Origin of the sequence: Scytonema sp. HK-05 (assembly GCF_963872035.1) — a bacterium.
Classification (GTDB): Bacteria; Cyanobacteriota; Cyanobacteriia; order Cyanobacteriales; family Nostocaceae; genus Kalymmatonema.
The window spans coordinates 1-14,808 of sequence record NZ_CAWMYC010000178.1 but is presented as its reverse complement, the minus strand read 5'-3'; the positions used below and the strand labels follow the sequence as shown (position 1 = coordinate 14,808).

At 40.7% G+C, this 14,808-nt stretch carries 11 protein-coding genes and 1 pseudogene; 8 read left to right on the top strand and 4 right to left on the bottom strand.

Annotated features, from left to right (window positions below; genetic code table 11):
* The first annotated feature begins 18 nt into the window (after positions 1 to 18).
* Positions 19 to 1,464, top strand: coding sequence for a hypothetical protein (locus tag AACT52_RS40900; RefSeq protein WP_073635817.1), 1,446 nt, complete (start codon positions 19 to 21; stop codon positions 1,462 to 1,464).
* Positions 1,465 to 1,550: 86 nt separating this feature from the next.
* Here AACT52_RS40900 and AACT52_RS40895 read toward each other — a convergent pair whose 3' ends face one another.
* Positions 1,551 to 2,051 (bottom strand): hypothetical protein, encoded by a 501-nt coding sequence (locus AACT52_RS40895; RefSeq protein ID WP_073635816.1) that lies wholly within the window; start codon positions 2,049 to 2,051, stop codon positions 1,551 to 1,553.
* A 1,135-nt stretch (positions 2,052 to 3,186) separates the two neighbouring features.
* Here AACT52_RS40895 and AACT52_RS40890 point away from each other — a divergent pair.
* From AACT52_RS40890 to AACT52_RS40880, 3 genes are all read left to right on the top strand, one after another.
* Positions 3,187 to 3,567, top strand: coding sequence for a hypothetical protein (locus AACT52_RS40890; protein WP_073635833.1), 381 nt, complete (start codon positions 3,187 to 3,189; stop codon positions 3,565 to 3,567).
* A gap of 506 nt (positions 3,568 to 4,073) precedes the next feature.
* Entirely contained in the window at positions 4,074 to 4,304 is a 231-nt protein-coding gene (locus AACT52_RS40885) for a hypothetical protein (protein WP_143172971.1), read from the top strand.
* A 105-nt stretch (positions 4,305 to 4,409) separates the two neighbouring features.
* A complete protein-coding gene (locus AACT52_RS40880) occupies positions 4,410 to 5,525 on the top strand; it encodes a transposase (protein WP_073635815.1) in 1,116 nt (371 codons plus the stop codon).
* Between the two features lie 313 nt (positions 5,526 to 5,838).
* Here AACT52_RS40880 and AACT52_RS40875 read toward each other — a convergent pair whose 3' ends face one another.
* Both AACT52_RS40875 and AACT52_RS40870 read right to left on the bottom strand, forming a co-directional pair.
* Positions 5,839 to 6,153 carry a hypothetical protein gene (locus AACT52_RS40875; RefSeq protein ID WP_073635814.1) on the bottom strand — a complete coding sequence of 105 codons (315 nt, stop codon included), beginning with the start codon at positions 6,151 to 6,153 and terminating at the stop codon, positions 5,839 to 5,841.
* Positions 6,154 to 6,543: 390 nt separating this feature from the next.
* Positions 6,544 to 6,687 (bottom strand): annotated as a pseudogene (locus AACT52_RS40870) (IS982 family transposase); the annotation flags it as partial.
* Between the two features lie 242 nt (positions 6,688 to 6,929).
* Between AACT52_RS40870 and AACT52_RS40865 the strand changes: the two are divergent.
* Together AACT52_RS40865 and AACT52_RS40860 are read left to right on the top strand one after the other, a co-directional pair.
* The gene (locus AACT52_RS40865) at positions 6,930 to 7,676 is read left to right on the top strand and encodes a hypothetical protein (RefSeq protein ID WP_073635812.1); all 747 of its coding nucleotides are present in this window, start codon (positions 6,930 to 6,932) and stop codon (positions 7,674 to 7,676) included.
* 185 nt (positions 7,677 to 7,861) lie between these two features.
* The gene (locus tag AACT52_RS40860; protein ID WP_073635811.1) at positions 7,862 to 8,899 is read left to right on the top strand and encodes a DHH family phosphoesterase; all 1,038 of its coding nucleotides are present in this window, start codon (positions 7,862 to 7,864) and stop codon (positions 8,897 to 8,899) included.
* Between the two features lie 752 nt (positions 8,900 to 9,651).
* Here the strand turns inward: AACT52_RS40860 and AACT52_RS41710 are convergent.
* A complete protein-coding gene (locus AACT52_RS41710) occupies positions 9,652 to 9,846 on the bottom strand; it encodes a transposase (protein WP_198941093.1) in 195 nt (64 codons plus the stop codon).
* A gap of 1,227 nt (positions 9,847 to 11,073) precedes the next feature.
* Here AACT52_RS41710 and AACT52_RS40850 point away from each other — a divergent pair.
* Both AACT52_RS40850 and AACT52_RS40845 read left to right on the top strand, forming a co-directional pair.
* Positions 11,074 to 11,454 carry a hypothetical protein gene (locus AACT52_RS40850; protein WP_073635810.1) on the top strand — a complete coding sequence of 127 codons (381 nt, stop codon included), beginning with the start codon at positions 11,074 to 11,076 and terminating at the stop codon, positions 11,452 to 11,454.
* Positions 11,455 to 11,960: 506 nt separating this feature from the next.
* Positions 11,961 to 14,808, top strand: a 2,848-nt coding sequence (locus AACT52_RS40845) for an nSTAND1 domain-containing NTPase (protein ID WP_073635809.1), incomplete at its 3' end; no start/stop codon positions are given.

Genomic DNA, 14,808 nt, shown 5'->3' with positions numbered 1-14,808 from the left:
ATAAATAATATTTGATTTATGATTTCTGATGTACTTTCAGACGCAAAAACTGACATAGAGCATTATTTGAATGAGCCTACATTTTCAGATGTTTACTCTGATGCAAGGTTAAGAGAGCAACTTCATGACTTAATGATAAGCATGGAAAAAATAAGAGTGCAGTTAGATGCTGTACCCGATAGAGAACAAATTTTTGAATCATTGATAACACAAATTGAAGAAAGATGCAAAACCGCAAATATTGAATGTAAAAGAATTAGATTTGATGATGATGATAATAATGAAGGTTTAAAAATATTCTTACAGGAAGGACGTAGTACAAGACCTGTATTAATTAGTATTAGTAATGCAAGGAAAGCAGGAATACTTGTAGAACATAAATTTGAAAACTATAAATTTATATCTAGTTATAATGGAATATGTTCCTATGAAGATAAATATATTGAAGTTTTGGTTAATTCACTAGACAAATCTTCAATTGAAAAAATTTATGAAAGTCTTTTTAATCTGGATGATTTCAAAAACTATATAAACAATTTTTTCTCTGAAAATGATACTAAATTAGAGTTAATATGTAACTCACCTGAAGGCTTAAATATTACTATATCAATTAGCCCTGTTTCTGATATAGCAAAAGCGTTGCTGGGTAATCTACAGGATGACAGTATTTCTTTAAAAATTAGTGGTTTGAATATATCAAGACAAGAGCAAGCTGTTAGTTATCTTGAAAAATACGCAAATTCTATATTTTTTCAGATAGATTTAGTTTTAGGCTTACCTCTAACTGTTCAACGTATTCAAGCTCAAGAAGAAAATATTTTACAACACCATGAGCAAACTATTTTAAATATTAAATATCCAGTATGCCAGTATGATAAAGAAGCACTGTCCCTTTATTGGTATGCTCGAAGTGCTAATGAAATGCCTTTATTACAGTACCTAGCCTACTATCAAGTAATAGAGTTTTACTTCTCCACTTATTCACAAATCAAAGCTAAACGCACAATTCAAAATTTCATGAAATCGCCTGAATTTAACATTCATAACGATAACGATATAATAAAAGTGCTAAGTATAGCAAAATCCAGTTTTGCTAGAGGTTTTATAACTGAAATTTCGCAGTTAGAAGCAACGCTCAAGGAATGTATTCAAATCTCATCAATTAAAGAATTTTTTGAAAAAAATGAGAACCTCAAAAAAATTCTTACTGACAAAAAACATAAGACACTTGATTTAGAGCCATTGTCTTATGATAATGATGAAATGTTAATAGACAGCATAGCAAAACGAACCTACGATGTTAGATGTAGAATAGTCCACACTAAAAATGAGAATAATTTTGACAATACAAAATCGATATATCCTTTTACTAAAGAAGCTAAATTACTAAACTGTGAAATTGAACTAATCCATTACCTTGCAAAGCAAGTTTTAATAGCTAGTAGTTGTAAGTTTCAGTTGTAAGAGGTTGAATCTTTTTAGTGAATCTTCCCACAAGCGTGTGTCCTCTCTATTGGGGGGTGCAACAAGTTTTAAGTATAAAAATAGCATCAACCTGTATGTAGTTTTTCACGCTTTAGTTTGGCAATTGCACTCAGTAGGCTAGAACGATGTTTAGCAACAACCATCCATTTGGGTAGGCGGCTAAACAAGCTTTGGTTATGCCAACCGTATTGAGGAATGCGCTTCGATTCGCGCAATTTTGCCTGTATATATTGTTCTAGCAGTAGCAGATGGCGTTCATTGTATGCCCATAATACATGATTGCGATATTTGGTTTGTAACCATAGTGGTAGTCCAAAGTAACTATCACACATCGGATCTGCATACCAGTCAAATCCCAAGCCGTTACCAGTCCATTCTTTGAGCAGCCCACATCCTCTACACACAAAACGCCGTGGGAGTAAGCACGTTAGCTCAAACGTACTGTTACAAGAAACAGGTGTAATACACGCTTTAGCTTGACAACGTGGACAAACCACTAAAATTTCGTCCATCATGTCATAGATGGTTACGCTTTTTTCTTCATGCTGTGGTTGTATCTGGCTCATTATCAGTTAAACCCATTGCTCCTCAAAGAAAGCTGTACCATTTGAAGTCTACCGATTTTTATAGCCTGAAACCCTTATGGCTACATTGCAAAACTTTGCACCAAATAGAGTAAAGGTCAATTGGCACAGCAGTAGCATACTACATACGAACTGAGGCGTGAGCAACGGCATTTTTATTTTCAAATCTCTTGCACAGCAAGGGTTTTAGGCGTTATGTGGCGGCAAACGTCAGCAACGGTTATCTTACCCCAAATAGTGCTATGCCGACATTTTGGATTCAACATTGGGAGAAATTATGTTCAATAAGCCGCTATAGCACACGAAAAGAAAACCCTCATTCCCCGATGAAAGAATGAGGGTTTTACCCTGATGAGAAACGGTGTGTTTATAATGACCGGGTTCTATTACATAGAAGGCATTGGCTAAGTATCACTTTACGCTGCAACTGTTCTAACAAAGAGGAAGCTATTTCAATGTAGGCGCGTTTTGCTATTTGTCAACAAACTAGGGGTGTAAGGGGGTAAGGGTGTAAGGGTGTAAGGGAACCCCATCAATCTTCTTGAGGGGCCTTACACTATGGACGCCGTATTTGTCGTACGAAGTATCTCAGAATACATCTTTAACTTTATTCCATGTTTAAAAACAGGGGCTTGTATCCTCCGAATCGGGGCGCTCTTCCCCTTACACCCCTACACCCCTATACCCCTACACCCGCCCCGAAGGGGCGAGTGTCAAGTACTGCCCAACCATCCTGCATTCTAGGTTTGAGGGATGACTTTCGTTTTGGTGAGGCTATCTGCTTTTTCTCCCAATCATCCCTGACGCATTTTATCAATAAATTCTATCTCATTTCATCGGGCGCTATTGCTGGAACAGGTATTTGGAGAAATGAGATAATAGCGAGAATATTCGCTCTCGCGCTCCACCGCTATTTGTACAGGTTATACCAATAGCATTCGGCAGTGCCGCCGTCAAGTATTCTAATTCTGGTTCTTGCGCTCATCATTTTATTTTCATGAATAGCCATAATGGCTAGTATCCTGACTATACAAAACAAAATACCGTGTATATATATGGCATGTTCACCATATATATACACGGTATAATTTTAAAAAAACTTATTACCAAGACTATTATGACCGAGGATAAACCACTTTACAAAACCAGCATTCACCGGGATGAAAATGGACAGTTTGCCCCGAAGGAATATGGGCAGAAGAAAATCAGAAGCATGATGCTCAGTGACCATGCTTGGGATAGTCTTAAAAAGCTGGCTGATTCTAAAGGTGTCAGCAGAACTGACATCATTGAAGAGTTCACCAGACAGCAGAACAGCGAACAGCAAACAGTACTTAAGGCGCTCAATAATTTTATTGAGATGGAGCGCCAATCATATGGAAGTAACGCGGCTCAAAAAGGAAAAGAATTTTCTATCAACGCTAGGACATGGGATGCTTTTAGGAAGTTCCTTAAACTGGCTGAGATTTCGCCGTGGGAGTTAGGATTAGATGAGTAAGTAGTCTACCTCACTTATAAATCCCACCGGATATATATACGGTGGGATTGCAAGATGAATCTTAAGTTTCATCATCCAATTCAGCTAAAATCTTGTCGAGCCTATCATTACAATCTTTTGCAAATTGGATGCACCGCACGCTAGATGTAGCGAACTGCAAACATAAACGCTTCAAACCGCAAACAAGGTGATTTTGAAACCACATTAACTGCAAATAAGAGGGGTCTCGAAACCACATTAAATGCAAATGAAACTGCAAACATAATTTTCAAACCGCAAACAACGGTTTTGAAACCACATTAACTGCAAATAGGCGCTGAACCTTTATCATGTATGGGTTTGGGCTTAATAACCACGAGAGGGATGAAACTGTCTAAATTAAAAGATAATTACCCAAACCCAAAGTGAGACTTAACTCACATCTTGCACCTGTACGAGTAAACCCTAAAAAAGCTTACCAACAGCACAAAAGTGTAACATAAAAAAAATAAAGACCTTCAGTAAAAATGAGTCACTATTGTTACTATAGTAGTAGCGATAATACTTGGTTCAGCAAATTGCTCACAAAGAACTCAGTTGTCATTGACAATGATAATCATAACGACAGGGGTGTAGAGATGGTGAGCGTCGCTCGCCGTCTCTACACCCTCAGATTAATGGAATTACCTTATACTGAGGAAGCCCTCGCCGACGGCGAGGGCTTCCTCCCACAGCCCAACGATTATCATTCTTGTTAAGAATTGTAAGTTCTGTTGGTTTAACTTCAAATTTGAATTTGCGAATATACCCTAAAACATGAGAAAAAAGGCGTGAAATGTACTTCGTTTTCTTAAGCAAGAACAATGCTTACCCACGCCCAAGAATTAGTTTACACTCTTAAAGAATTGATGCCTACGCAATACCAAAAGGATAATCTTGAAGCTATGCTGGGATTATTCTTGCAAGCGCAAGGGCATCCATTACCCCAATACTCTAAAACAAAATCTCCAAGTGCGTTAAGCCGATTTTTAAATATCAATCCTTGGTCAACAAGGGAGATGATTCGTAAAGTTCGCACTCACATACTGCAAACAGTTTTAAAGCTTTTATCCCAATCTGGCAAAGGACGCAGACCATTTTTACAGGTAATTATTGACCTTACAACTCTAGAAAAACGCGGGAAATTCAAAGACTTTGACGGTTTAATCTCAGTTTATAATGGCAAACGTGGACTACATCTGGTAGTTGTTTATTTAGTTGTAGGAAAGTGGCGTATACCTTGGAGTTTTCGTGTTTGGAGGGGTAAAAGTACTCCCTCACCCGCCCAGTTGGGGCTAAAGCTAGTCAAACGCTTACCCAAAGCCTTCACCGAACCTTTTCAAGTAATTATTTTAGCTGATACAGCATTTGGGAGTGTAGAATTCCTTCACGGTATACGCACGCTTAAATATCACGCCGTTACGGGTGTAGCCATTAACCGTAAGTTAATTGATGGAAGAGTTTTAAGACATTTGCACAAACAGGGACAACAAGTACTTTTGGTTGGTTTGAAGTTTCCTGTGACTGTGACTTGGTACTACCTAAAACGCGACAATGGAAAACTGGAGAAGCGTTTTGTTTTATCTACTAGATCCATTAAAGCTTCCACTCTTAAATGGTGGGGTAAGCGTCGCTGGCAGATTGAAGGATGGTTTAAAACCGCTAAGCATCGTTTTGGTTTGCATCGTTTTGGACAAGGGACTTTGCTAGGTATGTATCGCTGGCTCATCCTTTCTTTAACTGCTTATCTCATAGCTCACTGGACCTATCTTGAGACTCAACTACCATTACCACCTGATTGGGGAGAAGCTGCACAAACTGCACTTGAATCTATTTTGCCTCAATTTATTGTGTCTCTTCTTTTACTTGATATTCAACGATTGACTTCCTTCGCACGTAGTTCTGGTTTTGACATACAAATTTCCAGGTGCAAGATGTGAGTTAAGAGTCTTTACGAGTCAAGGGAAACAAGTTGGTGATACTTGCTCCCAAAAACCTAATTCATAATTAAATTGAACGGATATCGTTCAGATTAAACCACAACATCCGGGCATAAGTGTTTGGCTAATTGGTTCTTATAAATTGAACACTTTTGTGACTATAAATTCCCTAACTCAATCACCGTAAGGGTTACGGCTTATTTGCAGTTAATGTGGTTTGAAAACCCTTGTTTGCAGTTTGAAAATTATGTTTGCAGTTTCATTTGCATTTAATGTGGTTTTGAGACCCCCTTTATTTGCAGTTAATGTGGTTTCAATTTTGCCTTGTTTGCGGTTTGAAGCGTTTATGTTTGCAGTTCGCTACATCTATATTACCAAATATTACTGAGTATTTTATGCGAGAATGGCGATGAATTACTAAACCTTTTTGTTTTGCTTCTTGTGTCACTTGCTCTGCCAAATCATTGAATAGCATTGACATTACTTGTTGCCCTACTAAACGGAGCAGTTTAGCTAGTGAGGCATCTACTTGTTTCACATTTTCACACAAAAAAGATTCTCTTTCTTGAATAGCTTGAAGCAGGATTTGGCTCACTTGTGCGACAATGTCAGAGTAATTTTGATACATGGCACTATCTAATCTGGGTTCACATTCTCTTAAAACACTCCCATATTTAGGTACTTTGTGAAGTCAAAATTCTGCTTGCTGTGCTTACTTAAGAATATTTATTTGTTAGAGGGGGGGAGGTGAGCGTAGCTCACCTCCCCCTTGACCTAAATGATTATCATTATTATTGTCTTTTCTATATTAAGCGATCGCACTCAACCAACGACTTTTGACCACACCCTTAATGAATTGAGAAGACTTTGAGGCAAGTATTACACGTATAAGCCCTTATGTCGTTCTAAAGATTTTAATAACCCAAGTTGCGGGTTATCGACTGATGTGTGCTTGTTCCCATTCAATTCATGCGATCGCGTGCAACAAAGTGGCGTTGCCGCATAGCGCCAACGTACCTTTAGTTTGGTTCCCATTAAAGAACATTGCAGCGCAGACAGCCGTTGTAATAATTTCTGCATCGCTCATGTCTCGACGGCAATCATCGTTATGCCCAATCGCCTTTAACAAATCATCGATGATAGCATAGACAGTTGACCAGATAGCGACAAACTAATCTGTACAGTGTTAGGTGATGCAAGAGCTGCCCTTTGAACAGATACAGGCATCGTCAAAAGCGAGAACTTCTTGGTATCGTTGTGAAAAACATAAACAAGGTAAAAGCTTTATCAGGCTTATGTTCTGAAAGTTTTGAACGAGATAATAGCCCCAAAGTGGAATGCGGAATTGAAAACAGAAAAAGTGTGGTATTAAATAAATAGAATCTTGCACTTACGAGGTATGTTATGCCCTCAAGCAGTTTTTGTAACACAACCTTTGAGCTAGCAGAGTCAACTTTCAACGCTTACCTAAAAGCTGGTACAACATGGCCACAGGTTCGAGGCTCGATTAACATTGGTGTGCTTGCTAATCTGTCTATAGGAAATTGCCTCCAAGATTTTACTCGATTTGTTAACTCACAATTCTCTACAAAGCAACGAGAGAGCACCACAAATGCTATGCTCACCCTTCATAACCGCGCAGGTGTGTTAATTCCTCTCACACATATTGGATCTTTGCTGCACACGGAGTGGGAGCGGTCAAAAGGATCTGTTGTAGTCAGTCTAACGCATAGGTTGACGGGCACACGTTCTTTAGAGATTAGAAGGAAAACTCTCGAAGACTATGCTAAGACGGACTATCCTCAATTTATTGAGATGTGCCTAAAAAGTGACACCTACGCTAAGGAATTTAAAATTATCAGTGACATGGCAATCACAGCTTCTGCGACCTTAGACAATAACCGGGAGATGGCAAAGCTCTTTGTACTGAGTTTGTACAGGGATGAACAGCGATTACGAGCTTATAATCAGCATCGAAAATTATACGAAAAACTCATTAATAAATATAAAATGACTCATAACGTTCTCAGTAATCCATTTGATTTCAAAAAGGAAGTGCTTGGTAAAATTGATTTGACTATCAGAAACAATCTGCAACGACAGTTCCCAGCAGAAGATATCGACTGGATAGCTTGGGGCTTCATTAACTGATCTGAATGCACCAACTAACGATTCGTGGAGAGTGAAGGAGACATATATCAAAGTGAAAGCGGAATCCCCCTTTAAGTTTGGCAATAATAGGAGTCATTGAAGGGACTATAATACCAAGTATTCTTGCTCGATTTCGGTAGAGATCAACCTTCTGGAAACCTAGCTAACAATGAATTTAAAGTATTATGTGGGTTAAGCAGAGCAAAATTTTGGTGACGGAGAGTTTTGCAATCTCAAAAGCAGATGTCGTTGAGCAATATTTACTAAAAGCGAACAAAGAGATTCCTATTGTGATCTCCCCTTATCATTGGCCTGATCTTGATGGAATCGCGTGTGCCTATGCGATGGAAGAGGTTATGAAGTTATGGGGTTTTAGTTCTGTTAGGGCAATGATTGCGGAGGAGCCACAGCGTGAGGCGATTTGGGCGATGAATCAACTAGGAATTTCTCTTCCCCAAATCTCACTTGAAGGCTATGAAGATATTATTCTTGTAGACACAAGTGATCCGCTCGACATACCCTCTTTCATTCAACCACATCAAGTAAAAGCAATTCTGGATCATAGAAGCTATCACACCGCTGACTCTTTTCCTAATGCTGTAGCTCAGATTGAACAGGTCGGGGCAGCTGCCACATTAGTAGCAGAAGTTTACCTGCGTCATATTCCGTCGCCCTCCCGAGAGGCAGTATTCCTTCTTTGCGCTGCTATTGCGTCAAATACTGCAAACTTTAAGTCGTCTGGAACTACGGCTCGAGACATAATGGCGGCAAACCGCCTTCAAGAATTATCATCATTTGATGCGCTAGAGATCGAAAAGTTCGTTGCAGATATGCTCTTAGCAAAGTCGGATTTCTCTAACGTCCCGATGATAAAGCCGCTTGGAGATGATCTATCTTCATCATTACAAACAATCGCTGGAGTACCGACAGCAGTGGCTCAGCTTGAGATTGTTTGTGTACAGCATCTACTTTTGAGTAGAGGAGATGAGATAAAAGAAACCTTACATACTTTAAAAACGCAAAGAGGCGCTGAATCTATATGGCTCATAGCCATAGATCTTAATGAAGGAAAGACGTTCTTTGTATTTCTAAGTGACCATGACAAGGTTCTCGTTGGCAAAGTTATACCTTTTCAGGACAATGGTTTTGTCAATACAATCTTAGACTGCATCATGACAAGGAAGGAGGTTATTCATAAACTTAAGGAGTACTATAGAGATTGAGGGATCTAAATACGCCTCACCATAAAAGTAGGGCTTTTTCATTCTACAAAGGAGAAGAGTTTGTCAATATCATTAGAGGTAAATCTTTGGGCTGATGTGATGGAGGAATAACCTGAAAATTTGCTACATCAAAGTCAAAAAAGCCGTTAATTACAACGGAAAATCAAGCCTTTTCAGGTCATCTTGCAGATTTTTGGTCATATCTCGGCTCAATACATACAGCTTCCCCCACCCTCAGCCCGTGGCGAAACATCATTAACATCAAGGTATAATCGCGGTGAGCATAACGGGCCTTACGTTCAAGGGCGGCATCCAATAGCGATCGCACCTCGGATGGTGTAAGGTATTCTCGCTTACCTGTAATGCTTGTTGGGTTTACGAATTGGGGGTGGTGGCCTCATTGATTCTCGGTGGTAGTGTCCGGTGTACGCGCCTTATTATGGACACTAGCTATTGTCTCAAAGGCTGATACTTTCGTGAAGAACCTCCCCACAAGTGACCTAAGTTAAGCATTACTTATCTTTTAAGCGCCGAAATATTCTCTATACCCAGTAATTGATAAATCTGGCTTATAGATAGTTGTTTGTCCGTTGCATTGCGTCGTTAGCCCTTATTTGCCCTGTCTACTATTACATGAAGTGAGCCGATTAGTGGTTTTGGAACATTTGCCGCAATTATTCGGTATTGGACTTTGGATAAAAAAAATGTTCGCGAATGCCATGACTTTGTTGGCGAATTCTTTGAGGTCAAATTTATGCGGCTATTGCTGCGAAGCGAGAAATATTCTTGCCAAAGTTATTAGTTTCTGTCCACCACTGCCAAACCCTAACCAAATTCATGGCAGCAGCTGTAATGATATGTTGTAGCCTAGTTTTTTCAAAGCCCCGATAACGGCATCGACGTAACCCAAATAGGGGTTGAGCCGAGATATGTGTAATTTTAAGCAAGATGGTCTGGAAACTCCTAATATATAAAGGTTTCAGCAATTTTCAAGTGAAATTGACACTTTGGGACAAATCTTGGGTATTTATTGCTACAAAAAACGGAGTATCTATTAACTTTATTTACAGATTTTACAGACGGGACGATGAGCATTTCTTACCTTGAATCGGCTGAAACTCTTTTTTGAGCAAGGTTTGTAGTCCAAAGAATGAGTCTTTAACCACACAGTTTTATTAATTCTCTTTGGTAGGCGAAAAGCAATTATTAACCCTCACACTGAAAGTAGGGGGTCAGCCGGGATACGTGCAAATTGGGACACGATGTAAAGTTGTGTAACGCATATTCTCAAAACCCTTAATATCCAGTTGTTTCAATCCAAGACTCTGATTTTATCTGAGTATGAAAACATCACCAAAAATGATTGTTTATGGGCAAGCTTGAGGCATTGAAAGGGTGAAGAGTTGATTTTACCGTGCAAAATTTTGATTGCCCCAATATCATTTATGGGCAAGTTGGTAAATCAATAAAACACGCTCTGCAACAAAAATTTACAACGTGTCCTGTTTTGCGCGTATCCCGGCTGAACCCCATTGTGATATCCCGACATTTTAGATTCAACATTGGGAGAAATTATGTTCAATCAGGCGCACACCAAAAGAAAACCCTCATTCCCCGATGAAAGAATGAGGGTTTTTACCATGATGAGAAACGGTGTGTTTATAATGACCGGGTTCTATCACATAGAAGGCAGTGGCTTGCTATCACTTTACGCTGCAACGGTTGTAACAAAGAGGAAGCTATTTCAATGTAGGCGGGTTTTGCTATTTGTCAAGTACTGCCCAACCATCCTGCATTGTAGCTTTGAGGGATGGCTTTCGTTTTGGTGAGGGTATCTGCTTTTTCTCCCAATCATTCCTGACGCATTTTATCAATAAATTCTATCTCATTTCATTGGGGGCTATTACTGGAATAGGTATTTGGAGAAATGAGATAATAGCGAGAATATTCGCTCTCGCGCTCCAGCGCTATCTGTACAAGTTCCACCAACAGCATTTATCGTGCTATCGCCAGTTATCTTAATTTTGGTTCCGACTGCAATAACTTTATTGTCATCAATGCTACTATGGCTCAAAAACTTACCCTACAAAGAAAAATACCACATATATATATGGATATAAATTACCATATATATATACGGTACATTTTAACTAGAGCGTAGAACATACACTATTATGAGTGAGAACAAAGGGGTTTACAAAACCAGCAGAAACCGCGATAAAAGCGGACAGTTTGCCCCCAAGGAATATGGAGAGAAGAAACTGCGAAGTATGATGCTGAGTGACCACGCTTGGAATACTCTTAAAAAGCTGGGTTCGGAGAAAGGAGCCAGTAGAACTGACATCATTGAAGAGTTTACCAGACAGCAGAAAAGTGAGCAGGAAATTGTGGTTAGAGCATTGAATAATTTTATTGAGATGGAACGCGAATCTTTTGGCGCAAAGCCATCTCAAAAGGGAAAAGAATTTTCTTTGGATGCTCGGACTTGGGATGCTTTTAGGAAGTTTCTAAAACTGGCGGATACCTCTCCTTGCTCGCTAGGATTAGATGAGTAAGTAGTCTACCTCACTTAGAAATCCTCACCGTATATATATATGGTGGTAATTGCAAGGTTCTTCTTAGGTTTCATTAGGTTCTCCCACCCAACCTCCAATCACTTCTTCAAAAAAAACCAGGCATCCAGCCTCTTTTTTGAGTTATAGAAGTAAATTGAGGATTAACCGTTTTCAAGTGAAGAAATTCTACAAATTCTAAAACCTGCTGCTGTTTATCTAGTGGAAGTGAGCGCCAATGATTCTAACAACTCTTGTTCTGCTGCACTCATTAAGATTCACCTGCTTAACTTTTGAAGTTAACAAATTTCTTCTAAAGAAAGCAGATTCCTAGATTCATTAGTCCACTTTTAGGCAATAATCAACGCTATGACCCGCGCTCATTGATGCATAAGTTAATTTTGGTTTCACTTATAAGAATAAGTACAAGTGCTTCTCTCTTAGCACCTTTTTTCGTTCTATCTGTATAAGTTCTCACGCTTGTTCTATGCTCTATCACAAACTTTCTCATGAATAACAGCCCACGTGTCAAAACAATTTTGATTCTGGCAGCCAATCCCACAAGCACCTCTCGCTTACGATTGGACGAAGAAGTGCGGGAAATTGATGAAGGATTGCGACGAGCCAATAAGCGTGAGCAGTTCAAGTTAGAGCAGAAGTGGGCAGTACGTCAGCGTGATTTCTACCGAGCTATTCTAGATTACCAACCACAGATTGTTCACTTTAGTGGACATGGTGCGGGAGAAGATGGCATAGTCTTGGAAGATGAAACTGGGCAGGTAATCCTTGTCAAAGCAGATGCATTGGCAAGTATGTTTAAATTATTTGCTACAAAGGGAGTCGAGTGCGTACTTCTTAATGCCTGCTACAGTGAAGTGCAAGCAAAAGCAATTAGCCAATACGTCAACTACGTGATTGGCATGAACCGGGCGGTAGGAGATAAAGCAGCTGTAGCATTTTCAGTAGCATTTTATGATGCTCTAGCGGCTGGAGAGCAAATGGAGTTTGCTTATGAATTAGGTTGCTCGCAAATGATGAGCTTTTTAGAGCAGCAAACTCCGGTTCTTTTGAAAAAAGAACAAATCAGTGCAACTCCCATCCAGCCTGAAGTAGATATTCTTCCTCCCAATCCCTATCAAGGATTAGCTGCATTTGGTTCTGAAGATGCAGCATTCTTTTTTGGACGAGAAACGTTTGTTAATAGCTTAGTTGAAGCGGTTAACAAACAGCCCTTAGTCGCAGTGATTGGTCCTAGTGGCAGTGGAAAATCTTCTGTGGTGTATGCGGGGCTGATTCCCCAGTTACGCAGTGCAGGAAACTGGCTGATTGAATCATTTCGTCCTGGGAATCAACCATTTTATCAGCTAGCTTCTGCTTTAGTACGTCAATTAGAACCAGAAGCTGGGGAAACTGCACAACTGCGAGAAGCGGTGGGATTAGCAGCCAATATGCAGCAGGGGAAAATCACTTTGCAGCAGGTGATATCTCGACTCGTAGAACGCCACTCTGATAAACGTTTATTATTGTTTGCAGACCAATTTGAAGAACTTTATACCCTCTGCCAGGATAAGCAGGAAATTGAGCGCTTTGCTGACTTCTTGTTGGCAGCGATTCATCAGAATAACTTAACATTGGTTTTCACTTTACGGGCGGACTTTTATGGCTTTGTCCTTGGCTATCGTCCTTTTCGGGATGCGTTGCAGCAGTTTACACCTCAACTCCTGAGTTCAATGAACCGGGAGGAACTCCAAAGAGCAATAGAGGAACCAGCCCAAAAGCTGGAAGTCCAATTAGAAGCACAATTGACGCAACGGATTTTAGATGATGTAGGTAATGAACCTGGGAATCTCCCATTGCTAGAATTTGCCCTCACCCGATTGTGGTCATTGCAGCAAAGGCGCTTGTTAACTCACCAAGCTTATGATGAGATTGGGGGTGTAAAAAAAGCTTTAGCCAATCATGCGGAGCAGGTTTATCAACAACTCAACCCAACACAGCAAAAACAAGCACAACGGATTTTTGTGCAATTAGTGCGCCCAGGGGAGGGAACAGAGGATACTCGCCGCATTGCAACTCGTGCAGAAGTTGGAGATGAGAACTGGGGATTGGTGAGTTATTTAGCAGGATATACAGCCCGTTTGGTCGTAACCGGACGTGATGAGAAGTCCGGGGAAGACACAGTGGAGGTTGTCCATGAAGCGCTGATCCGCGAATGGCTGACTTTGCGGGAGTGGATGAACGCCAACCGTCAGTTTCGTGTTTGGCAGGAGCGGTTGAAGGTGGCAATGCTCGAATGGAAGAATAGCAACCATGACTCAGGGGCATTGTTGCGAGGTGCACCGTTAACTGTGGCAGAAGATTGGTTGCACAAGCGTGCTGAGGAAATGACTCAACATGAGCTTGAATTTATTCGTGCCAGCGCCCAACAACAGAAACGCAGACGCCGACGTAGCAGAAACACAATAATTGGCGTCTTAGTTGGTGCGTTCTCGTTAACTGGGTTCGCTTTAGGACAGTGGCGAAGCGCAGAGCAACAGCGGGCGGACTTAACTGCTGCAACAGCAAAACTTTCGCTATCAACAGACCCCGTACAAGGGATGGTCAACGCAATTAGTGCAGCAGGACTGAGTCGCTCACCCATAGTTAGCTTCCCTAACAGATTATTTCCCGCTGTACAAGACAGTTTGTTTAGTGCAGTTCAAAGTAGCCATGAAAAAAATGTTCTTAAAGGTCATGAGGGTAATGTCTCTGAAGTAGCAATCAGCACAGACGGCAAAACCATCGTCAGTGGTGGAGAAGATGGCACCGTCCGCTTGTGGAATCAGCAACTCAAGCCGATTGCTCAGCCCTTCAAAGGTCATCAGGGAAATGTCATTAAAGTAGCAATCAGCACAGACGGCAAAACCATCGTTAGTGGTGGATTAGATGGCACCGTCCGCTTGTGGAATCAGCAACTCAAGCCGATTGCTCAGCCCTTCAAAGGTCATCAGGGATTTGTCAAGTCAGTAGCAATCAGCACAGACGGCAAAACCATCGTCAGTGGTGGAGATGATGGCACCGTCCGCTTGTGGAATCCGCAACTCAAGCCGATTGCTCAGCCCTTCAAAGGTCATCAGGGATTTGTCTATTCAGTAGCAATTAGCACAGACGGCAAAACCATCGTCAGTGGTGGTAGAGATGGCACCGTCCGCTTGTGGAATCCGCAACTCAAGCCGATTGCTCAGCCCTTCAAAGGTCATTCGGGTTCTGTCTCTTCAGTAGCAATTAGCACAGACGGCAAAACCATCGTCAGTGGTGGTAGAGATGGCACCGTCCGCTTGTGGAATCCGCAACTCAAGCCGATTGCTCAGCCCTTCA